This is a genomic window from Algoriphagus aquaeductus (genome assembly GCF_003253485.1).
GTDB lineage: Bacteria > Bacteroidota > Bacteroidia > Cytophagales > Cyclobacteriaceae > Algoriphagus > Algoriphagus aquaeductus.
Genome location: NZ_QKTX01000008.1, coordinates 194,314 through 214,963 on the forward strand (window position 1 = coordinate 194,314; position 20,650 = coordinate 214,963).

Sequence of the window (20,650 nt, forward strand, 5' to 3'; positions counted from 1 at the left end):
AGGGCTTCGGCCCTCTTATTTTTTCATCTTCAAAATAAAACTCCCCTTGTTTCACTCTTCAAATGTTATTTTAGAGGGGAAAAGCCGGTTGATTCTCCTACTGAGTTCCAAAAAAGCCACCAATCGTTCGGCAGGCGTCAGAGTCCTAAACTCCTCTTCAGAAGTTTTTTCACTTTCCTCTTTCGTCAGAACCCGGATTGGCATGATTTAAATCAAGATAAAATCTTACACAAAGTCCACATCCACGCTAAAGGGATATTTCATCAAAAACTGTAAAGCCTCTTCAATGGAGAGATCCTCGAATAAAACCCGATGAAGATTTTCAGTAATCGGTGCTCGGATTCCTACTGTTTTGATAAAGGCATCGATAATTCGGATGGTGTTCACCCCCTCAGCCACTTCTTCCATGGAATCGAGGATTTGATCCAGCGATTCTCCTTTGGCCAATCGATAGCCGACGGTGAAATTCCGGGAATCCACCGAATTGCAGGTCGTCACCAAATCCCCGATTCCTGCCAGTCCGATCACAGATTGCACACTTCCTCCCAAAGCCTTACTGAGGTGGACCATTTCTACCATCCCTCTCGAGATCAAAAGTCCTTTGGCATTTTCTCCCAATCCCAAGCCAGCCAAGGCTCCGGCTGCAATAGCGATGATATTTTTTAGCACACCACTCAGCTCAACGCCGATGATGTCAGAGTTTCCATAAACCTGAAACCGTTCAGAGCGAAGCAGGCGCTGCCCCTCCAAGATCACCTCATTGTACTTACTGGCAATGACCGTGGCAGCAGGTTGGCCTTGGCTAAGCTCTTTGGAAATATTTGGTCCAGCCAAACAACCCACTCTCACCGCGACAGTTTCCTGAAGTATCACTTCACTCATCGTCAAAATCTGACTTCGGTGGAGTTTTTTTACTTCGTCCAAAGATTCTCCTTTTGGAAGGTTCAATGCAAGACCTTTCGTGCCATGAATTACCAAGTGATAGGGATGCAAAAACGGAGCAAAAGTCTGCGCTACTTCCACAAAAGCGGCTGAGGGAATCATAAAAAAAAGCACATTACAGGAAGCCGAAATCTCTTCCGGAGAAAAGGTTGCCCGAATAGCTGGGTTTAACGATTTACCGGAAGCGGTGTGATTCGAGTTAATTTCTTCCACCACTTCTTGCTTTCTGGCATAAACCATCACTTCATTTTTCTCAGCCAGCATATTGGCGATGGCAGTTCCAAAGCTTCCAACACCAACCACTCCGATCAATTTCGGTTTAGAAGAGTTTCTCGAGGCCATATCCATGTAGTCTATTATGGTAGAAATACAACAGGCTCATATCTTCTGTGACGATATTTTCCTGTTTGTCTTTAATCAAAGGACGCTTGGCATGATACATCCCCACGTTATCCAATCCATGAGCAATGATGGCATCCATGTCTCTTTTCATATGAGGAGCAATATCAATTTTCCCCTGGGCTTTAAGCTCAAATATCCGATCCAACACTAGCTGACAGGCCGACTTAAACTCCTCATAAGGAAGGAAAATATCCTCCTCCGGAAGTCTGATAAGATCAAAAAGATCAAGCTTTTTATTTTTTGCTTTTATTAATTCAAAAGCAACAAAAGCAACCAGGTGTGAACTGAAAACCCTGTTTATTTTGTGAAACTCCTCTACAATTCGCTTGCCCAGCATATGGGTGTATTCCTCCTCGCGCTGCTGGTCTACGGTTACTTTCCCATCTGAAACGAAGTAATCCCGGGTATTGATCAATCTACCCCATTTGTCAAGACTGTTTCCTTCCTGATCCACAAAATTCCCCATCACGTCCATTGCCCGGCCGATGGAAACTGAGATATCGGAACCTTTGGTGAAGAATTTGACCAAGAACTTGGAAATCTTATACGAGGTGGAAAACTCATCATTTTCCTTATAGTATCGCTCTTGACCGGTAATACTCAGGTAGTCCTGAATCAATCCCGGAGCTTCCAGTACAAAATGATAATTGATGGTGACAGGCACTATGAAAATCTTACCCGAGATATCCGTAATTCCCTGTTGGTAATTAGCCCGTTGAGCTTCGATCGCGGTACTGAGAAGACCGAGTTTAAGTTTGGATTCGATCATACCGCTGCGGGATCGGGTTCCTCCCGGGAAAAACAAGGAATGACATCCAAATTGAATGGCTTCTTTGGAGTAGGTTTTTAGGGTCTCCAAATACATCATGTTCTTTTTTCTCCGATCTACCTTGTAAGCTCCCAGAGCGTTCATGAAATAGGCGAAAATCGAAATATTAAAAAGATTCAAACCTGCTCCATAGATAAATGGAGGCATGCCTAAAACGGATATGATCCACCCAATCAAAATACTGTCCAGGTTGGAAAAGTGGGTAGGCACCATCACGATCGTGCCTTTGGTGGCTAGGTCGCGAATCTGATCGGTCTGTCCGGTGATTTGAATCTTGTCCTGAAGCGTATATTGATTGCTGAAAATGGATTTGAATCCTTTGACACGTGCGGCATTGAGCAATCTTGCAAAGCCGTAAGTGACCACACTGCGGGTAAACTTATAATGGGAGGCTTTAAAATTTGATGCGATCTCCTCTGCATACCGGGAAGTGATTCTTTGCAAGACTTCCTGATAAGCTTCAAGTCTTTTAGCTTTGGTGAGTGCAGTATCGGTATTAATCTGAAGAAGGGAGCTTTTCACCTCCCCCCAGAAATGGGACTCATCATCAGGATCTACGTCCCAAGGATTTTGTTTGACTCTAAGTTTTTCTCTATAGAGAGTAGTTTCCAGCTCTTCTTTAAGAATGTCCGGATTCTTCCCGGTCAGTCCCAAAATTCTACCCTCGGCCAGATCGGCAACTTTCTTGACAAATTCTTTACGTTCCCGGGCCAGTTTTACCACAGGCCATTCATCCTTTTTGGGCAAAATGGGAGCGTACCGGTGTTTGATATAGTTCTCCTCCAAGTGGTTTTCTGGTTAAATAAAAGGCCTCAAAGATATAGAAAAAGCCCTTCCCAAAGGTAATTTATGGGAAGGGCACTCAGAATCAGCCTTTTGATCGGGTGAATAGCGCTACCACTGCGGAGGTCATCAAACCCATAAAAGCAGCAAAAATCAACGATTGCTGAATATAGTTGACCAAGGTAAAATGCCCTTCAGCTTCCTCTTGAGTCATCATCCCTTTGTCGACGCTCAGTTTGATGACATTGGGAAAATAGGCTGGAGAAATAAACTCATGGGTGATATACTGACTCAGCGGCGTCAAAATCACTACCACTAAGGTGATGATTAGGCCTGAAATCAATCCCTGTACGTAATTCATCTTTCCCGAATACGCATTTTTTCTTTTATCCAAGAGTGCAAATACATAGAGGGCAACGGCTATTGGCGCATACAGAAGCGTGTAGGTGGCGTGTTGCTCGATATTCACATCGTGCCAACCTAGGGCCTTCTCGATAATCATCCAGATCAGTCCGGACAACACAAAGAGGAGACCCCATTTGATTTCAATTTTGATTTTTTTCATAGTGTGGGTTTTGGGTGTAAAGGATTTTGCTATTCAGCTCAAACAAATTACAAAAAAGCCGTGAACGATTTGCATGTCAAGGCAGTTGAGCAATGGATACCAAATAAACTCTTGTGAGTGCCGGAAAGCGTATTATTTTTACGGCACCAAAGCCCGATGAAACCAGACCTTAAGCAAATACAAGTTCCCATTGAAGCCGAAATGGCTCAATTCGAGCATAAGTTTCGGGACTTTATGAAAAGTAAGGTTAAGCTCCTCGACCACATCACCAACTACATCGTCAAGCGCAAAGGAAAGCAAATGCGTCCGATGTTCGTTTTTTTGACGGCAGGGGTTTGCGGGACCATCAACGAATCCACCCATCGGGGTGCCGCTCTGATTGAATTGCTACACACTGCCACTTTAGTCCATGACGATGTGGTGGATGATGCCAATTATCGAAGAGGTTTTTTCTCGGTCAATGCCCTTTGGAAAAACAAAATTGCTGTTTTAGTTGGGGATTATTTGCTATCTCGTGGACTTTTGCTCAGCGTGGACAATGGCGACTTTCACCTCCTGCGCATCGTATCCAATGCAGTGAAGGAAATGTCAGAAGGTGAACTTTTGCAAAGCTACAAAGCCCGCAAGCTCGACGTGGATGAGGAGGTTTATTATGAAATCATCCGCCAAAAAACCGCAAGTCTGATTGCATCTTGTTGTTCTGTCGGAGCATCGAGTGTCAGGAGTGATGAATTGGCGATTGAAAAAATGCGCTTGTTCGGGGAAAAAGTTGGTATGGCTTTCCAAATCAAAGATGATCTTTTTGACTATGGAGAGGATGAAATCGGTAAACCTGTAGGCATAGACATCAAAGAGAAGAAAATGACCCTTCCGCTCATTTATGCCTTAAGAAATACAGATTGGCTTACCAAACGAAAAATTATTTACCTCATCCGAAACCGATCTGAAGACAAAAAAGCTGTAAATGAAGTCATTGGGTTTGTCAAGAAAAGTGGCGGTCTAGAGTATGCCAAGGAGAAAATGAACGAATTCTATCAGGAGGCCTTGGGGATTTTGAAAGAATTTCCTGATTCGGTCTACAAAACTTCCCTCAGGGATCTGGTAAGCTATTCCATCGAGCGGAGAAAGTAAAAATGCAGGTCCTGTCTTAAACTCGGAAAATCAACTTTTTCAGCCTTACAAAACAGCGACAGCTTTGACAAACCTACGGGTGTAGCTAGGCTGTTTGAGACTGGAAATCATCACTTTCATTTCTTTGCTGGAGGAGGCATGGATAAACTCGCTTTCCATTCCTTTCGGATCAGTTACGATCCCGATATGGCCGATGACATTTCGAGTTGGGCTCAAAAAAACCAGGATGTCCCCCTTTTTCACCTTTTCTATTGGCACTTCCTTGCCAAAATTTTCAAACTGTGCAGAAGTCCTAGGTACTCTGATTCCAAATTCCTGATACACATAATAGACAAAACCTGAGCAATCAAAACCTTTACCACTCGTGCCTCCATACACGTAGGGTACGCCTAAGAATCCTTTCCCAAACTGCTCCAGACTATCCCTAATTAGCACATCGGCTTCCAAGGAATCGGACTTTACAGGTTCACTTGCAGAGACTGAAACTTCTGTTGGTTCTTTTGATCCTTTTGGGGAAAAGCGATAGGCCGTCACTCCGAAAAGGCCAAGTAGAAGTACCGCTGCTATAGAGATCTTTAGAAAGCTGGGTGGATTGAAATTCATTACGTATTTCGGATAGTAGGCTAAAGTCCAAGCGAGTGAAGACTGTGATTCAGGGACTTACTTCTGGCAAACTGCCTATAAAAAGAAATCGTTCCAAAATAGCCAAATCAGAAATTTGACTTCTTGACACAAGCTTATCCCATATCTGAATAGTAGAAGAATCATTTTTCAATTGAACAGTATCTTGAATCTTGACGAGTTTTTTGTCTTTCCAGTGATGTCTGTTTCACGCTACTCTGAAAAAAAATTGCAAGGATCTTAGCCCTGTAGGCAGTCTATTCAGGCTGCAGATAAAAGCAAAAAAGCCGGCTTCTCACCGGCTATTTATTACTTCATTGGATTAATGGTTTGTATTTTCCCGTTAGGCAGGTGGGTCAATTCAGCCATTTTGATATTTCGAAGCGGTGTGTCTCCTGAGAGTTCGGTGTCGTGATAGAAGAGGTACCATTTTCCCTGGAACTCCACAATCGAATGGTGATTGGTCCATCCTTGGACGGGATCAAGTACATTGCCCTGATAGGTAAATGGGCCATAAGGACTGTCACCAATGGCATAGGCGATGTAATGCGTATCTCCAGTGGAGTAAGACAGATAATACTTCCCGTTGTACTTGTGCATCCAAGCCGCCTCAAAGAATCGCCGAGCATTATCTCCTGCTTTGATGGGTTCACCCTTTTCATCGAGGATAAGGAGTTCACGAGGCTTTTCTGCCAATTCGGTCATCGAGTCCCCAAGTTTGGCGATGTAGGGCATCAGAGCTTTTTGATCAGGTGCAGGAATTCCATCGGTCGGTCCTTTTCTTCCCGGAATTAGTTTTTGGTTCTCGTACCATTGAAGCTGACCACCCCAGATTCCACCCCAAAGGAGGTAATAGTCATTTCCATCCTGAAATGCAGACGGATCCATGCTGAAGGTGCCTTTGATCGGTTCAGGTTCGGCTTTGAATGGGCCTTCAGGCCGATCGGAAACTGCCACACCGATTTTGAAAATATCATTCTTGTCCTTGGCAGGAAAGTACAGGTAGTATTTCCCATCTTTCTCTGCCGCATCCGGTGCCCAAAGTTGGCGTCCTGCCCAAGGCACATCTTCCAGTTTCAAGGCTACACCGTGATCAACCACAGGAGTTCCTGGCCTTTCCATAGAAAACACGTGGTAATCCTTCATGTCAAAATGTGAACCCATATCATCTTGAGCTACATCGGTTTCAATATCGTGCGATGGATAAATGAAGATTTTACCCTCAAAAACATGGGCAGATGGGTCTGCCGTATAGATATGCTCTACCAAAGGAGCATGAGCAAATTTGGAAGCGGTGGAATCGGCTTCTACCGTCTGAGTAGTTTCTTGAGGCTGAGAGCAGCCAAATCCAGCCAAAAGGATCAGGCTGAGGTAACGGTTTGATTGGTGCATGATTAGATCAGGTTTGAGTTAGGGATTGAAAATAGTAAAGGAAGAATCGTTTTCTAAATTTTCTTTAGCAACAGAATCAATAAAAAGGATTGTACGTATATTGGATTAAAATACACGTGTAATGAAAACCAAGCTTACCCTCACCATTGAAAAATCAGTGATTGAAAAGGCGAAGGAATTTGCGGGCAATTCCGGAAAAAGCCTTTCGGATCTGGTAGAGCGATATTTGGAAAAAGAGATTGCTGAAGCTGAATTGCAGCAAGCTAACATTCCTGAGGAGTTTAAAGGGCTTTTTGGTTCGGTCAATCTACCTACTGAACTGAATGAAAAAGAGGCAATCCGGGAAATTTTAAGCCAAAAACACAGCAGATGAACCGTTATTTTTTGGATACTAATATCCTACTGGATTTTTTGGGAAATCGGCATCCTTTTGGGAAATATGCCTTAGAAATATTTAACAAATCCCTTCTCAATGAATGGGAACTTTGGACTTCAGACAACTCGATTCTGACCAGCTATTACATCATTTCAAAAGAAATCGGAGAAGCCGAAAGCAGGATCAAAATCAGTCGACTCATCAATTTTTTGGAGATACAACCCACTCAAAAGGCGCATATTCAACAAGCGCTAGCATCAGATTTAAAAGACTTGGAAGACGGAGTCCAGCATTTTTGTGCTTCTAGTATTCCGGGAATTGGAGGAATCATCACCCGTAACAAGAACGATTTTAAGACGAGTCAAATCCCGGTTTTTGAACCTTGGGAGGTGGTTTAGACGGATTATTCCCCATTTCAAGACAAGAAATCAAGAATAAAATTATCTTTGATAGTATCAAATGATACTATCAGTGAAGCCTCCCTATGATATCACTCCTGAGATTTTGAAATGGATCAGCTCCATTTCGGAGAAGATAGGTGAGGCAAATGCACTTTTCCTGAGTAAACCTTCTCCCCAACTCCGAAAGCAAAATCAAATAAAGACCATCCACTCCTCGCTTCAAATCGAAGGAAATACCTTAAGCGAGGATCAGATAACGGCACTTTTGGAAGACAAACGGGTCATTGGGCCGCAAAAAGATATTTTGGAAGTGCTCAATGCTGTTTCTCTTTATGAAAATTTAGATTCCCTGAAATCTACTTCGGAAAAATCCTTCCTTTCTGCTCATGCCATTTTAATGAAGGGATTAATCGAAAATTCCGGGAACTATCGAACTCGAGGTGTGGGAGTGGTCAAGGGTTCGCAAGTGGCACATCTAGCCCCTCCTGCTGGTAATGTTCCTGGTTTGATGAAAGATCTTTTTAAATACCTAAAGGATGACCAAGAACTTGTGCTGATAAAAAGCTGTGTCTTTCATTATGAAATGGAATTCATTCATCCTTTTTTGGATGGAAACGGGCGGATGGGAAGGCTTTGGCAGACCGTAATTCTAAAGGAAAAGTATCCTGTATTCGAATCGCTGCCATTTGAAACATTGATCCACAAAACGCAATCGGAGTATTATGAGGCTCTCGCACTGAGTGACAAAATGGGAAATTCCACGGCTTTCATCGAGTACATGCTTCGAATTCTCGATGCTGCACTAGAAGACCTGCTTCGTGTAAAAGGAAAAACCATCCATCCGGAAGATCGAATGACTTACTTTTTATCTTTGGGAAAAAGCCCGTTCACCAGGAATGAGTATATGAAAGTGTTTAAAACCATTTCTACTGCCACAGCAAGTAGGGATTTGAAGAAAGCGGTGGAGGATAATATTCTTAAATCAGAAGGGCAAGGAAATCGAATGAGGTATTTTTATAAAAGTGACAATCTATGTTGAAAGTTAGAATAAAGGAGTTTTCCTTAGTAAATGTACTTCCGGCACTTTTAGCCTCATTACTATCTATTTCAATAGTAACAACCATCAATTTCTTCAATATCCCAATGAATGAATACTTTTCAATACTTGTAATCTTTACAGTTCCAGTCTTTATAATGCATGGAATCTGTTATTTAGATAATAGAAAAGTAAATAATACACTAGGGCGAATTTTTCAAGATATTTTATTCGTTTGTGTTCTTTTTTTACTTGCTAGCTTATCGCTTAATATTACCAATCAATTTTATAAAATCGGAAGCTCATTAAATCTTATTACAATAATTATCTTCTCAACAATAATTTCTGAATTGATTTTCATTTTGACTGTAGCTTTGCCCTTGAAATTAAAAAGAAGATGAGAAATCAAATCAAAATTCTTTCTATCCTTTTTCTTCTGGCTTACAATGCGGCGTTATTCAACATGTCCCAGAAAAGCTCCATATTGGAACTCAATAGATATAAAATTCTCACAGATTCGACAGGCCTCGAACTTGAGGACTTTATGAGATCAGATGAAATCTGGACTAAATCCTCGGCTAGTATCAGAACTCAAATCACACTGATTGAAGAAAATGACTCGCTTTTTGCACGAGCTTATGTTGATCGTCACAATTCTTGGTTAAAAAAAGATCACAATATTGAAGGAACCCTCTTCACTCATGAATTATACCATGCCCGATTAGCTCAAGCAATAGCTAAAGATCTCAGCAAGAAAATCGATTTTTATGGTTATGATAAAAAAACGTCTCTTTCCAAACTTGACCTATATCGGAAAAAACTAAACTTCTTACAAGCAAAATATGATTCAGAGTCAAATCACAGCAGAAACGAATTAATGCAGGCCTATTGGGAATATAAGATTGACTCTTTATATAATCTAGATGCTCAAAAGGAAATTTTCGATGAGGTCTCTGCATTTTTCCCAAACCCTACAGTAACTCATATTTGGGAATATTCTGACGACACTATTTATGGCAAGGGTACTTTTGTTAATAAATTGGAATTCATTATCCTTAAACTTAACCCAAGTAAAATTGATTCAGCATACTTAGTAAACTACTTTACCAATAAATTTTTTAGAGAAAATAGTAAATACAACCTAATTGATTTTAATCCGATAGCTCCAAATTCAATTCTATTTGGTTATTCAAAAGATACGGTGAGTAAAACCGAAACTCATAATAACATTTTGATTGATTCTCAGTCCAATTTTTATTTAGCGAGGTATGCCTTTCCTTATTTCGAAGAGCAGGACAGTACGCTTATAAAAGTTGGGGAAAGATTTTTCGACTCTATCAAATTCAAATCTGATCCAACCTCTCCAAAAATCCCTTAAACTCGGCAAAGCTTTTTCCCATCGGAATTACCTGTTTTTCTCCTTGCAGAAAAGCCGCCAATCGCTCGGGTAGCACCAATTTTTCTCCCAAGGCTTCCTCGACCACATCCCGGAATTTGCCCGGGTGGGCGGTTTCCAAAAAGACTCCAACAAATCCTGGATTCTCAGTCATAAAGTCTTTCAAACCCAAATACCCCACTGCCCCATGCGGATCGAGGGTATAGCCCAATGGCTGCACAGCTTGAATCGCCTCGATAGTCTGAGCGTCGGTATAGAAATAGCCTTTGACATTTTCCCGAAACAGCTCCTCATCGCTTCCATACAGGGCCTGAAGTCTTGGAAAATTGCTCGGATTGCCCACATCCATGGAGTTGGAGACGGTAGGAATCGAGGGCTTTGCTTGGAAGGGTGAGCCATGCAAATACTCCGGAACTACTTTGTTTACATTGGTTGCTGCTACAAAGCGGTCGATCGGTAAACCCATTTGCTGGGCTAAAATCCCCGCTCCGATATTTCCAAAATTCCCACTTGGCACGGCAAACACGACCTTTTTGCCAGCCTTTGGTAATCGGGAATAGGCGTAGAAGTAATACAAACACTGAGGAATCCAACGGGCGATGTTGATCGAATTGGCGGAGGTCAGAAGCAATTTTTGATTCAAATCCGGATGCAAAAAGGCCTGCTTTACCAAAGTTTGGCAATCGTCAAAAACTCCATCTACCTCCAAAGCAGTGATGTTTTGTCCCAAGGTCGTAAACTGCTTTTCCTGAAGTGGACTGACTTTTCCTTTTGGAAAAAGGATAATCACTTCCACACCTGGAACGCCCAAAAAACCATTGGCCACGGCACTTCCGGTATCCCCTGAAGTAGCGACCAACACGCGAACTTTTTGGCTTTGCTCTCCTACCAGCATGCTCATCAGCTTTGAGCAAAACCTCGCCCCAAAGTCTTTGAAGGCCAAAGTCGGCCCGTGAAACAGTTCCAGACTGAAGACATCCTCTTCCACTTTTACTATCGGCGCATCAAAGGTCAAGGTATGATCGACGAGTTCGTGAATCTGCTTTTCGCTCAAATCCTCCGAAAACAAGGCGCCAATAACGGCATAGCCGATTTCCCGGAAACTCATTTCGGACATCTTTTCGATGAGTTCTTTGGGCAAAACAGGAATCCGCTCAGGCATGTAGAGGCCATTGTCCGGCGCGAGTCCTTTGATGACCGCCTCGGAGAGCGAAACTTTATGATTGGGATTGTTGGTGCTGTAGTACTTCATGGCGTGGGTTATTCGAGGACAAAAGCCCCTTGGGTATTGATCGCGGAGTGATAGGTATCCACACCGAGACCGATGGAGTCATACACTTGCTGGGCGGCGTCAATGATAGATTGCACAGTTTGTTCTCCTTTGGAAAGGGCGAAGAGTGTCGGGCCAGAACCCGAAATGCCCATCCCAAGTGCTCCAGCTGCCTTGACGGCCTCTTTTACTTCGTAAAAACCTGGAATTAAGGTGGCCCTATACGGTTCGGCAATCACATCCCGAAGCGATCTCCCGATCAGCTCAAAATCTTCCTGAAATAGCCCAGCGATCAATCCCGCGACATTGCCTGACTGAATCGTGGAATGCTTTAAGGAAACGCTATCTCGCAAAACCGACCTGGAATCGGAAGTCTTCAACTCAAAATGCGGATGCAAAAGCGTGCAATGCAAACCATCCGGCACGTGAAGTTTGATCACATCGAGCGGATGGTAATCCCGAATCAGGACAAATCCCCCAAGCAAACTCGGAGCGACATTGTCTGCATGTCCGGCACCGCAGGCGACTTTCTCAGCCACCATGGCAAAGGGCAGCAATTGCTTTTTTTCAAAAGGTTCACCTAGCAAGCGATTGGCAGCCACCAAAGCAGCCACTGCGCTCGCCGCACTTGAGCCCATACCGGAACCAAGTGGAAGTCCCTTTTCAAGGTAAATTTCCATTCCGATGTCTTGTCCAAGTTCATCGAGCATAGCCTTAATGGCTACTGCACAAGTGTTTTTCTCTGCTTCAAAAGGCAATCTGCCTCCATCACCCGTAATAGAAACAACCTGAAGCCCTGGCTCATTCCTTTCTCTCACCTCTACCACATCGCCCATCGCATCAATTGCAAATCCGAGAATATCGAACCCGCAAGACACGTTGGCGACTGTGGCCGGTGCAAAAGCTCTGACCGAGTTCATTATTCCCGAGTGTAGTTACCTATTCGAATCACGTCAGCAAATACACCGGCAGCAGTCACATCTGCTCCCGCACCGGGACCGCGGATGATCATTGGGCGGTCATGGTACCGATCCGTAGTCAGGAGGATCATATTGTCACTGCCTTTCAAACTGGAGAAAGGATGGGATTCCGGCAAGGATTTCAAACCAACTTTGGCTTTGCCATCTTCAAGCGTTGCCATGAAGCGAAGTTTTTCTCCTTTGGCTTTGGCATCGGCCAAGAGCTTTGCGAAGTCTGCATCATGGCCTTTTAGCTTTTCGAAAAATTCATCTACCGTTTTGGCATGCTGACAGTCCGAAGGAACCATGCTTTGAATAGAAATATCGTCGAATTCCAATTCTTGCTCAGCTTCGCGACCAAGGATCAGGATTTTTCTGGCCACGTCCATTCCGCTCAGGTCATCCCGAGGATCGGGTTCGGTATAGCCTTTTTCTTTGGCCACTTTCACCACTTCAGAGAATGGCGCTCCATTCTCAAGTTCGGAGAAAATAAAGTTCATCGAGCCGCTAAGCACCGCCTCGATCCGGATGACTTTGTCCCCGGAAAGCATCAAATCCTGCAAGGTATTGATGACTGGAAGGCCTGCTGCCACGTTGGTTTCGTAAAGGAATTTGACTCCACGACGCTTGGCAATCCGCTTCAGCGCGCGGTAGTTGTCCATGGAAGAGGAGTTTGCCTTTTTGTTTGGCGTCACGATGGCTACTTTGGCCTCCAAGATCCGCGCATAGGTATCCGCCACATCCTGACTTGCCGTGCAATCCACAAAGACCGAGTTGGAGAAGTTCATCTCTTCCATCTGCGTGATAAACTTGTCCAAATCCATGGGTTGATCGGATTCACCCAGTTCGTGGGGATGCTTCAGATCAAACCCATCTTCATGGAAAGCCATGTATCGGCTGTTGGCCAAGCCGTGAATCTGCACGTCAAGTTCATTATCCTTTAGAAGCTTGTGCTGCTGATGGGCGATCATCTTCATCAAGGCCTTGCCGATCAAGCCGGTTCCCACCAAAAACACGTGGAGAACCTTGTTTTCAGAAAGGAAAAATGCCTCGTGCAGGGCGTTGAGGGCTTTTTGCAAATCAGGTTGAGGAATCACTGCGGAGATATTCAGCTCCGAACTTCCCTGAGCGATAGCCGCCACGTTGATATTGTTTTGCCCCAAAGCACGGAACATGCGGCCTGAGGCACCCGGATTTTGCTTCATGTTTTCACCCACCACAGCGACGGTAGCCAAACCGTGGAGAAGGGAAACATGGTCCATTTCCCCAGATTTGATTTCGTAGAAAAACTCCTTCTCGATCGCTTCCTTTGCCAGATAAGACTCCTGAGTTTTGATCGCCAGGCAAATGCTGTGTTCGGAAGAAGCCTGGGAAATCAACACGATGTTGACTTTAGCTTCTGCCAAAGCTTTGAACACCCGGCTTACTGTTGCTCCTCCTTCGATCAATCCCGCACCCTGTACGGTCACGATGGAAATATTCGACATGGAGCTGATTCCTTTGATCAGAGCGCCGTGACTTACCTCCCCGTTGATGAGGGTTCCCGGATTTTCAGGCTCAAACGTATTTTTGATGTAGATCGGGATGTTTTTCTTCATAGCCGGCTGCATGGTAGCCGGGAAGATTACTTTGGCACCAAAGTGCGAAAGCTCCATCGCCTCATTGTAGCTTAACTGTGGAATGGTAAATGCGGTATAAACCAACTTGGGATCTGAGGTCAAAACACCCGAGACGTCAGTCCAGATTTCCAAATCATCCGCATCCAAGGCTCCTGCGAAAATCGCTGCGGTGTAATCCGAACCGGAACGGCCCAAGGTGGTCGTCTCTCCTTTGGCAGTGGAGGCTATAAATCCGGTGATGACTTTTACTCCGTCATTTTTTACAAAAAAATCTTTGATCAAACTGTTGGTTACTTCATAATCCACTCGGGCCTGACCAAAGCGGTCATTGGTCCGGATCACATCCCTCGCATCTACAAACTGCGTTTTGATGCCTTTTCCAGCCATGGCTTCCGCCAAAATGAAAGCAGAAAGCCGCTCTCCAAAGCTTGCGACATAGTCTAAGGTCCGAGCAGAATTTTCTTTAATCAAATAAATCCCATGAAAAAGGTCCTCCAATTCCTTGAATCGGACCTTGACATAGGTCATGACAGTGGATTGGTTTTGGACGGCGATGAGCTGACGCACGATGTCGAGGTGCTTTTCTTCGAGGGTTTGAAGCAAATCGCGATAAGCTTGGTCACCTTCACGGGCGAGTCTTGCGATGGTGAGCAGGCTCTCGGTGACTCCTCCAAATGCTGAAAAAACAACGGCGATTTCATGATGCCTGAGCTTGTCCTGAAGGATGGCAAAGACTTTTTTGATGTTTTCAGGGTTCGCTACGGATGAACCTCCAAACTTGATGATTTTCATAAAAGACGAAGGGAAAATTGATTGCTGGAAATTAATATCTGGCCAAAAAAGGCCTCAGGGGCGGGTACTCGATGATCACGACGGGTCACCCCGTAATCATCGTGGTCATCATGCCGGTGGTTGTCATCAAAAAAGCAGCTTCCTTTCCAATCAACTGAAAAGGTTCAGAAAAAACGTACGATTGCGCTGCAAATACCATAGCTTGGTGTTTTGACTTGACAATCTTACAGCGAAAAAACCGATCGACCAAGAAATGAATCAATCAAATGCGATTTTTTTAGATATTTTTCACCAAGAAGCATAAAAAATTACCCTTTTGACAATTAAACCCAAAGAACCTATTCTCGTTCGGAGCAAATACAAAAAAACAACTCACCCCCGGTTTTGCATCAGAATTCAGGTAAAGGGAAAGGAAATGATGGCCAATCAAAAAAGAAAACGCTCACCTTTTTCAGATAAAGTGAGCGTTCTTTGAATGTTTGGATTGAATTAGGCCAACTCCTCTACTACTTGCATTTTTCCTCGGAAATTGATTTGTTCCTTTTTCTTCTTTCCAATGAGGAGTTCACCCAAAGGAGAATTTTTACTCAGCAAAAAGACCTTGGAATCATTCACCTTGATTTGTCCGATGCTGACAGCCAGCAAAAACCATTCAGCACCCAACTTGACCAAAGCCCCTTCCTGAACGGTTGGAGGGGTATCCTTAATGGTATTCAATCGGTATAACTCCTCCAGGTCAAGCTTGCTTTGTTTGATTTGCTTCTCGATCGAATTTAAGTCTTGAGTCATGGTTTCACGACTTGTCTCATACTTATCTCCTGCACTGTTTTTTTCTTCTTCAAGGATACTTTCTATGATATTTTTACGCTCTTCGGCAAGCAAAGCTTCTTTTTGCTTGAGGAGATCGATGGCAGTTTGATAGACTTTAGCTTTGAATTCGTTCATAAAATTTACTCTTCACAAGGTTCTTTTCTACGGGTATCAATGATATAGACGATTTTCCAGCCTTCGGCCATTTTGACCAGCTGAAAGGAATTGACTCCGCAATGGCTGAAATTTCCATTCACATAAAATCGATAAGGAGTCCAGGCCGATGCCAGGGTTCCGTCTACTTTGACTTGGTAATCTAAAATTCGCTCATCCAAAGTGGTCTCAGCAGGAGTCGTTGCAATTCTTTTCACAAAATCTGCAACCGAATTACTGCCAACCGTACTTCCTTCAGGCTTGGCTTGGACTGTTTGCATGAGTCCTTCCGTGTAAAATGCAGCGGCAACTTGTTCAGCATTTTTGGACTTCATACCTTCGAAAAGACTTCGAATGACTTCTTCCACTGCTTTTTCCTCCGATTGGGAAAAAGCTGGCATAACGTATACAAAAGCCAAAATCGCGGATAGAATAATTTTCCTGAACATAATCATACGCCTCCGTAGAGTTTAAAGGTCATTTGTCTAAGTGCTGGAGTATTCACCGCGTAATGCATCGCTTCCGCAATATCTGCCGGATTGACCCATTTACTAAAATCAGAATCCGGCATGGCTTCCCTATTGGCAGGAGTGTCGATGATGCTTGGTACAAATACATGGGTTCGGATATCTGTTCCTTTTACCTCCTCTGCCACGATTTCAGACAGGGAAATGACCAGATTCTTGCTAAGAGCATAGGCAACTGTACCCGTACCGTCTTTCAATTGAAGAGCCGGACGAGCTCCTACAAAAAGGAAAGTGCCGTGCTGTTGTTTTTTGAAAAGTGAAAGAAAGCCTGAAACCATGGAAAAAGAACTGAAAAAATTCAGCTGAAACATGCGGTTCAATTCTTTCTGTGTGGTAGACTCCAAATTTCCCATGGCAAACCCTCCCACAATCATCGCTATGGCGTCCAGTTCTCCAAACTGAATTTGATATTCTTTCACAAAATCAGCAACCGCCTCTTCATCAGTCACGTCTACTTCGTAGGTTACATCAGCTTCTTCGGAAACCTCATTTGCATCAGGCTTGACCAAGGCTATGACATGATAACCTTCCCGCTTGAATTTTTCTACCACGGCGGCCCCCAAGGCGCCCGCTGCTCCAGTTACGATTATATTTCTGCTCATCAGTCCTTCTAATCCGTCCTATATTTGCTAAAATTAGCCTTAATTTTTCGATTGAACCATGAATCACCTAAAAAGCAGTATCCGAGTCAAAGAAAATGTCCGCCGAAGAAACTTCGCCATCAAGCTCGCTTTGCTGATTGTTCTTGAAATTTTTTATGCGGTAGATACCGTTTTGACTCCGTTTTTGGATCAAAATGAAATTTTGCAGCATGTCCTTCGAGCCCTGATTTTTTTATTGAGTGCCAATGTGATTTTTGCCTTGGGCCGATTTATCACCCTGAATATCTATCTCAGACAGCGAGAAGAGTCCAAGGTCCAACCCAATTTTGTAGTGGGAATTGATCGGATTGAGACGCTGCTCAATGTAATTGCAGTTTTGATTTCTCTGATGTTGGCGTTTGGCATTCGTCCCTTGGAGTTTTTGACGAGTATTACGATTGTGGCGGCAGCGATTGCGCTATTGACCAAGGACTACATCACCAATATTGTCAATGGGCTGATCATGATGTTTTCGGATCAGTTGGAAATCGGTGACAAAATCCAAATCGGACGCCATGTGGGTTTTATCCGTGATATCACCCTGATCAATTTGGTCCTGAAAAATGACTCCGGAGAGATCATCCTGATCCCTAATTTGATGGCCTTGTCGACTGATGTGGTCAATTTTTCGAAAAACAACACCCATCAGGTGATTTTCGATTCTGAGATTTCTTCCAAAAATGAAGTTCATCTCGATCAGTTAGAGGATCAATTGACCGTGGTTTTGGAAAAGTATCCTGAGACGGTTTTTAAAGAAGGCGCGCAGCTCAATGTGATCGAACGGAAGGCAGAAACGCTTTTGATCCGATACCAATTCCCTATCAAGACTGGAGAAAAACCGATCGAAATTCAAGTCAAAAAAGAAGTCAATCAAGCGCTGATCAACTGGATTCATGAACTACGAAAAGCCTAATTATTTTGACCTGGTTTATCAGGTAGTGCGGGAAATTCCCAAAGGGAGAGTGACCAGTTATGGGGCGATTGCGCATTATTTGGGCTTGAAAAGCGGGGCTAGAATGGTGGGCTACGCGATGAATGCAGCTCATTCTATGCCGGATGTGCCAGCCCAGCGCGTAGTGAATCGATTGGGTTTATTGACTGGAAAACACCACTTCGGGACGCCTACTCGGATGCAGGAGCTTTTGGAAGCAGATGGTGTAGTGGTGGAAAATGATCAGGTAAAAGACTTTGACAAGGTCTTTTGGGATCCGGAAAAGGAACTGGGGATTTAGGATTTTTTGCGAAGCAAATAAAGTCCTAGAAACATCAAAGCTCCGTTTAAAATCAAGGCTTCAAAGCCGAATTTGTACCCCCAGAGCCACTTTTCAGAATTTGAACTGATGACGAAAGTCAGTAGAGGTGCAATGACCGCTATGGCCGGAACCCATCGGTCATTGGTTTGAAGTTTGGTAAAAAGCCCAAAAGAGTATAAGCCCAAAAGTGGCCCGTAGGTGTAGCCTGCAATGATGAAGACCGAATTAATGACACTTTGGTCATTGAGCCAATAAAAAGCCAAGATCAACAAAAACATCAGGCCTGTAAAAGCGAGATGTACCTTTTTACGGATGGCAACCCGTTTTTCGGGAGCGTATTTCCTTTCAATCTGAAGAAAATCATAACAAAACGAAGTGGTCAGGGCGGTGAGTGTAGAGTCTGCACTGGAATAGGCAGCCGCTGTAATCCCCAAGACAAAAACAATCCCGGTGAATGCGGAGAAATGTTGAGTGGCCAGCATCGGAAAAAGCTGGTCAGATTTGGCAGGCAAAGCAATTCCTTTAGCCTCGGTATACAGGTAAAGCATTACACCCAGAGATAAAAACAAGAGATTGACTATTACCAGAATGATGGTAAACCAAAACATATTTTTTTGGGCATCACCTAGTGTGCGACAAGTGAGATTTTTCTGCATCATGTCCTGATCCAAACCTGTCATGACGATCGTGATAAATGCCCCTGAAATGAACTGTTTAAAAAAATTGGTTCCTGCCTTCCAATCCCAATTGAAAACCGCGGATCGATCGTCCTGAGCCACCGCAGAAATATACGCTCCAAGACTTTTGATTTCTAAATCCTTTCCAATCAATATTATAGTTACCACCACAGAGGCCAACATAAAAGCAGTCTGTAAAGTATCCGTCCACACCACAGTCTTGATCCCCCCTCGATGGGTATAAAGCCAAATCAGGCCTACTGTAATCAATACCGAAACCCAAAAAGGGATGCCCAAGGAATCAAACAAAATCAATTGCAATACGCTTGCCACCAAGTACAACCGCAAGGAAGATCCCAAAGCCCTGGATAGGATAAAGAAAAAAGAACCGGTCTTGTAAGACCAAAATCCGAACCGATCCTCGAGATAAGAGTAAATCGAAACCAGATTAAGCCGATAATAAAGAGGTAAAAGCACCTTCGCTATGGTGAAATAGCCCAGTGTATATCCCAAAACAACTTGAAAGTAAAAGAAGTTGGAATTACCGACCTCACCGGGTACTGAGATAAACGTCACCCCTGACAGGGATGCCCCGATCATACCAAAGGCTACTAAAAACCATGGAGATTGCCTGTCGCCTGTAAAAAAGGTATCCGCTGTTACTTTGCGGGAGGTAAACCAAGAAATTAAAAAAAGTAAAAGAAAATAGGCCGAAATGACTACGAGAACGACTTGGGGATTCATAAAGCTAGGGTATGTCGCTCGCTAAGTTGTCCATTATTCTTAATTTTGCCAAATGAACCAATTCAGCATAGCCCTTCCGGAACTAGAAGAGATTGAAGTCCTCCTAGAGGAACTGATCGATCAGGAAGCACTTGACCTGGTCGTATTTAATGATGACATCAATACTTTTGAACATGTGATTCAAGTATTGATGAAAGTGTGCAAGCATTCTCATGAACAGGCGGAGCAGTGCACCTTGATTATTCATTACAAAGGCAAATGTTCAGTCAAAAAAGGTTCCCGTGAAGAATTGAAGCCCATGTGTGAGGCAATCTTAGACGCAGGAATCCAAGCAGCCATCGTATAATATCCTCCTACTTGAACTTTCCCTCCAAATTGATCGAAGATGCTGTCACGGAAATATCCAGACTTCCCGGCATCGGCAAAAAGACAGCTTTACGCCTTGCCCTTCATTTGCTCAAGCAAAATGAGGCAGTGACTGAGGCTTTGGCCTTGGCTTTAACAAGGATGAGGGAGGAGATCAACTATTGCAAGACTTGTCACAATATTTCCGATCAGGAAGAATGTAGTATCTGCCAAAGCCATAGACGAGACCGGGCTTTAGTCTGCGTGGTGGAAGATATCCGCGATGTCCTGGCCATTGAAAACACCAATCAATACCAAGGTCTATATCATGTATTGGGCGGAGTGATTTCGCCTATTCAGGGAATTGGACCTGAGGAGTTAAAGATCGAAAGTTTGCTTTCCAGAATAGGGAATGGAGAAATTCAAGAAGTCATCTTGGCACTTTCCGCAACGATGGAAGGAGACACCACTTCTTTTTATCTAAGCAAAAGATTAAAAGAGTCTGGAGTAAAAGTAAGCACCATCGCCAGAGGTATCCCTGTTGGTGGAGAATTGGAGTTTACAGACGAGGTCACCTTGGGAAGAAGTATTCTGACGAGGATAAATTATTCTCAGGATTAAAGAAATTATTTGCTTCAAACCAATCTCAGTCTATATTTGCACCTCGAACTGGGGGATTAGCTCAGTTGGTTAGAGCGTCCCGCAAAGGTGCGGGAAGGTCATCGATTCGATTCTGAAGTAATAAAAAGGGGGATTAGCTCAGTTGGCTAGAGCGCTACACTGGCAGTGTAGAGGTCATCGGTTCGAATCCGTTATCCTCCACTTTAGGCTTGCAGAAAATGCAGGCCTCTTTTATTTTTCAAACATGTACTACGTTTACATACTTTTTAGGGATCAGTCTTACTATCTGGGGAGGTTAAAATTTTAGCCATAGATATTTGAGAGTCTAAAAAGGAAGAATTCAATATTTGAAACTCCTCTAAACT

General features: G+C 43.6%; 23 protein-coding genes and 1 tRNA gene. 11 read left to right on the top strand and 13 right to left on the bottom strand.

Annotated features, from left to right (window positions below):
* Positions 1-51: 51 nt before the first annotated feature.
* From CLV31_RS21855 to CLV31_RS12675, 4 genes are all read right to left on the bottom strand, one after another.
* Entirely contained in the window at positions 52-204 is a 153-nt protein-coding gene (locus CLV31_RS21855; RefSeq protein WP_181452627.1) for a hypothetical protein, read from the bottom strand.
* 21 nt (positions 205-225) lie between these two features.
* Positions 226-1,284, bottom strand: a complete 1,059-nt coding sequence (locus CLV31_RS12665) for an NAD(P)H-dependent glycerol-3-phosphate dehydrogenase (protein ID WP_111393289.1) — start codon at positions 1,282-1,284, stop codon at positions 226-228.
* Positions 1,262-2,959 (bottom strand): 1-acyl-sn-glycerol-3-phosphate acyltransferase, encoded by a 1,698-nt coding sequence (locus tag CLV31_RS12670; protein WP_111393254.1) that lies wholly within the window; start codon positions 2,957-2,959, stop codon positions 1,262-1,264. Before CLV31_RS12670 ends, CLV31_RS12665 begins: the two co-directional genes overlap by 23 nt.
* 82 nt (positions 2,960-3,041) lie before the next feature.
* Positions 3,042-3,521: a DUF4199 domain-containing protein gene (locus tag CLV31_RS12675; protein ID WP_111393255.1), complete on the bottom strand. Its 480-nt coding sequence runs from the start codon at positions 3,519-3,521 to the stop codon at positions 3,042-3,044.
* A 156-nt stretch (positions 3,522-3,677) separates the two neighbouring features.
* On the opposite strand from CLV31_RS12675, the gene CLV31_RS12680 reads away from it, so the two are divergent.
* Positions 3,678-4,652, top strand: a complete 975-nt coding sequence (locus CLV31_RS12680) for a polyprenyl synthetase family protein (protein WP_111393256.1) — start codon at positions 3,678-3,680, stop codon at positions 4,650-4,652.
* A gap of 45 nt (positions 4,653-4,697) precedes the next feature.
* Here the strand turns inward: CLV31_RS12680 and CLV31_RS12685 are convergent, their stop codons facing one another.
* Positions 4,698-5,255 (bottom strand): C40 family peptidase, encoded by a 558-nt coding sequence (locus CLV31_RS12685; protein WP_111393257.1) that lies wholly within the window; start codon positions 5,253-5,255, stop codon positions 4,698-4,700.
* A 327-nt stretch (positions 5,256-5,582) separates the two neighbouring features.
* Positions 5,583-6,665, bottom strand: coding sequence for a glycoside hydrolase family 43 protein (locus tag CLV31_RS12690; protein ID WP_111393258.1), 1,083 nt, complete (start codon positions 6,663-6,665; stop codon positions 5,583-5,585).
* A gap of 121 nt (positions 6,666-6,786) precedes the next feature.
* On the opposite strand from CLV31_RS12690, the gene CLV31_RS12695 reads away from it, so the two are divergent.
* The 5 genes from CLV31_RS12695 to CLV31_RS12715 all read left to right on the top strand — a co-directional run bounded on the left by CLV31_RS12695 (position 6,787) and on the right by CLV31_RS12715 (position 9,856).
* Complete coding sequence (locus CLV31_RS12695; protein ID WP_111393259.1) at positions 6,787-7,038, top strand: DUF6364 family protein; 252 nt, start codon at positions 6,787-6,789, stop codon at positions 7,036-7,038.
* On the top strand, positions 7,035-7,439 hold the full coding sequence (locus tag CLV31_RS12700) for a type II toxin-antitoxin system VapC family toxin (protein ID WP_111393260.1): 405 nt from the start codon (positions 7,035-7,037) through the stop codon (positions 7,437-7,439). Before CLV31_RS12695 ends, CLV31_RS12700 begins: the two co-directional genes overlap by 4 nt.
* 61 nt (positions 7,440-7,500) lie before the next feature.
* Entirely contained in the window at positions 7,501-8,481 is a 981-nt protein-coding gene (locus tag CLV31_RS12705; RefSeq protein ID WP_245943395.1) for a Fic family protein, read from the top strand.
* On the top strand, positions 8,475-8,879 hold the full coding sequence (locus tag CLV31_RS21860; RefSeq protein WP_111393261.1) for a hypothetical protein: 405 nt from the start codon (positions 8,475-8,477) through the stop codon (positions 8,877-8,879). The genes CLV31_RS12705 and CLV31_RS21860 overlap by 7 nt, the downstream gene beginning before the upstream one ends.
* Positions 8,876-9,856, top strand: a complete 981-nt coding sequence (locus CLV31_RS12715) for a hypothetical protein (protein WP_111393262.1) — start codon at positions 8,876-8,878, stop codon at positions 9,854-9,856. The genes CLV31_RS21860 and CLV31_RS12715 overlap by 4 nt, the downstream gene beginning before the upstream one ends.
* Here the strand turns inward: CLV31_RS12715 and thrC are convergent.
* The 6 genes from thrC to CLV31_RS12745 form a co-directional block, all read right to left on the bottom strand.
* Complete coding sequence (gene thrC / locus CLV31_RS12720) at positions 9,822-11,126, bottom strand: threonine synthase (RefSeq protein ID WP_111393263.1); 1,305 nt, start codon at positions 11,124-11,126, stop codon at positions 9,822-9,824. The genes CLV31_RS12715 and thrC overlap by 35 nt on opposite strands.
* A gap of 8 nt (positions 11,127-11,134) precedes the next feature.
* Positions 11,135-12,064: a homoserine kinase gene (locus tag CLV31_RS12725; RefSeq protein WP_111393264.1), complete on the bottom strand. Its 930-nt coding sequence runs from the start codon at positions 12,062-12,064 to the stop codon at positions 11,135-11,137.
* Positions 12,064-14,514, bottom strand: a complete 2,451-nt coding sequence (gene thrA / locus CLV31_RS12730) for a bifunctional aspartate kinase/homoserine dehydrogenase I (RefSeq protein ID WP_111393265.1) — start codon at positions 14,512-14,514, stop codon at positions 12,064-12,066. Before thrA ends, CLV31_RS12725 begins: the two co-directional genes overlap by 1 nt.
* A 489-nt stretch (positions 14,515-15,003) precedes the next feature.
* Positions 15,004-15,459: a hypothetical protein gene (locus CLV31_RS12735; protein ID WP_111393266.1), complete on the bottom strand. Its 456-nt coding sequence runs from the start codon at positions 15,457-15,459 to the stop codon at positions 15,004-15,006.
* Between the two features lie 5 nt (positions 15,460-15,464).
* Entirely contained in the window at positions 15,465-15,896 is a 432-nt protein-coding gene (locus tag CLV31_RS12740) for a nuclear transport factor 2 family protein (protein WP_317048783.1), read from the bottom strand.
* 32 nt (positions 15,897-15,928) lie between these two features.
* The gene (locus CLV31_RS12745; RefSeq protein ID WP_111393268.1) at positions 15,929-16,606 is read right to left on the bottom strand and encodes an SDR family NAD(P)-dependent oxidoreductase; all 678 of its coding nucleotides are present in this window, start codon (positions 16,604-16,606) and stop codon (positions 15,929-15,931) included.
* 58 nt (positions 16,607-16,664) lie between these two features.
* Between CLV31_RS12745 and CLV31_RS12750 the strand changes: the two genes are divergently transcribed.
* The gene (locus CLV31_RS12750) at positions 16,665-17,558 is read left to right on the top strand and encodes a mechanosensitive ion channel family protein (RefSeq protein WP_111393269.1); all 894 of its coding nucleotides are present in this window, start codon (positions 16,665-16,667) and stop codon (positions 17,556-17,558) included.
* The gene (locus tag CLV31_RS12755; RefSeq protein ID WP_111393270.1) at positions 17,539-17,877 is read left to right on the top strand and encodes an MGMT family protein; all 339 of its coding nucleotides are present in this window, start codon (positions 17,539-17,541) and stop codon (positions 17,875-17,877) included. Before CLV31_RS12750 ends, CLV31_RS12755 begins: the two co-directional genes overlap by 20 nt.
* Here the strand turns inward: CLV31_RS12755 and CLV31_RS12760 are convergent.
* Positions 17,874-19,319, bottom strand: a complete 1,446-nt coding sequence (locus tag CLV31_RS12760) for a sodium:solute symporter (RefSeq protein WP_111393271.1) — start codon at positions 19,317-19,319, stop codon at positions 17,874-17,876. The genes CLV31_RS12755 and CLV31_RS12760 overlap by 4 nt on opposite strands.
* A 52-nt stretch (positions 19,320-19,371) precedes the next feature.
* Between CLV31_RS12760 and CLV31_RS12765 the strand changes: the two genes are divergently transcribed.
* The 3 genes from CLV31_RS12765 (at position 19,372) to CLV31_RS12775 (ending at position 20,486) form a co-directional block, all read left to right on the top strand.
* Positions 19,372-19,665 (top strand): ATP-dependent Clp protease adaptor ClpS, encoded by a 294-nt coding sequence (locus CLV31_RS12765; RefSeq protein WP_111393272.1) that lies wholly within the window; start codon positions 19,372-19,374, stop codon positions 19,663-19,665.
* 11 nt (positions 19,666-19,676) lie between these two features.
* On the top strand, positions 19,677-20,285 hold the full coding sequence (gene recR / locus CLV31_RS12770) for a recombination mediator RecR (RefSeq protein WP_111393273.1): 609 nt from the start codon (positions 19,677-19,679) through the stop codon (positions 20,283-20,285).
* 127 nt (positions 20,286-20,412) lie between these two features.
* Positions 20,413-20,486: transfer RNA gene (locus tag CLV31_RS12775), tRNA-Ala, on the top strand.
* Positions 20,487-20,650 lie beyond the last annotated feature (164 nt).

Excerpts from the sequence above, each read along its gene's own strand:
- CLV31_RS21855 (WP_181452627.1), bottom strand. The coding sequence starts at position 204 with ATGCCAATCCGGGTTCTGACGAAAGAGGAAAGTGAAAAAACTTCTGAA.
- CLV31_RS12665 (WP_111393289.1), bottom strand. The coding sequence starts at position 1,284 with ATGGCCTCGAGAAACTCTTCTAAACCGAAATTGATCGGAGTGGTTGGT.
- CLV31_RS12675 (WP_111393255.1), bottom strand. The coding sequence starts at position 3,521 with ATGAAAAAAATCAAAATTGAAATCAAATGGGGTCTCCTCTTTGTGTTG.
- CLV31_RS12680 (WP_111393256.1), top strand. The coding sequence starts at position 3,678 with ATGAAACCAGACCTTAAGCAAATACAAGTTCCCATTGAAGCCGAAATG.
- CLV31_RS12685 (WP_111393257.1), bottom strand. The coding sequence starts at position 5,255 with ATGAATTTCAATCCACCCAGCTTTCTAAAGATCTCTATAGCAGCGGTA.
- CLV31_RS12690 (WP_111393258.1), bottom strand. The coding sequence starts at position 6,665 with ATGCACCAATCAAACCGTTACCTCAGCCTGATCCTTTTGGCTGGATTT.
- CLV31_RS12695 (WP_111393259.1), top strand. The coding sequence starts at position 6,787 with ATGAAAACCAAGCTTACCCTCACCATTGAAAAATCAGTGATTGAAAAG.
- CLV31_RS12700 (WP_111393260.1), top strand. The coding sequence starts at position 7,035 with ATGAACCGTTATTTTTTGGATACTAATATCCTACTGGATTTTTTGGGA.
- CLV31_RS12705 (WP_245943395.1), top strand. The coding sequence starts at position 7,501 with ATGATACTATCAGTGAAGCCTCCCTATGATATCACTCCTGAGATTTTG.
- CLV31_RS21860 (WP_111393261.1), top strand. The coding sequence starts at position 8,475 with ATGTTGAAAGTTAGAATAAAGGAGTTTTCCTTAGTAAATGTACTTCCG.
- CLV31_RS12715 (WP_111393262.1), top strand. The coding sequence starts at position 8,876 with ATGAGAAATCAAATCAAAATTCTTTCTATCCTTTTTCTTCTGGCTTAC.
- thrC (WP_111393263.1), bottom strand. The coding sequence starts at position 11,126 with ATGAAGTACTACAGCACCAACAATCCCAATCATAAAGTTTCGCTCTCC.
- CLV31_RS12725 (WP_111393264.1), bottom strand. The coding sequence starts at position 12,064 with ATGAACTCGGTCAGAGCTTTTGCACCGGCCACAGTCGCCAACGTGTCT.
- thrA (WP_111393265.1), bottom strand. The coding sequence starts at position 14,514 with ATGAAAATCATCAAGTTTGGAGGTTCATCCGTAGCGAACCCTGAAAAC.
- CLV31_RS12735 (WP_111393266.1), bottom strand. The coding sequence starts at position 15,459 with ATGAACGAATTCAAAGCTAAAGTCTATCAAACTGCCATCGATCTCCTC.
- CLV31_RS12745 (WP_111393268.1), bottom strand. The coding sequence starts at position 16,606 with ATGAGCAGAAATATAATCGTAACTGGAGCAGCGGGCGCCTTGGGGGCC.
- CLV31_RS12750 (WP_111393269.1), top strand. The coding sequence starts at position 16,665 with ATGAATCACCTAAAAAGCAGTATCCGAGTCAAAGAAAATGTCCGCCGA.
- CLV31_RS12755 (WP_111393270.1), top strand. The coding sequence starts at position 17,539 with ATGAACTACGAAAAGCCTAATTATTTTGACCTGGTTTATCAGGTAGTG.
- CLV31_RS12760 (WP_111393271.1), bottom strand. The coding sequence starts at position 19,319 with ATGAATCCCCAAGTCGTTCTCGTAGTCATTTCGGCCTATTTTCTTTTA.
- CLV31_RS12765 (WP_111393272.1), top strand. The coding sequence starts at position 19,372 with ATGAACCAATTCAGCATAGCCCTTCCGGAACTAGAAGAGATTGAAGTC.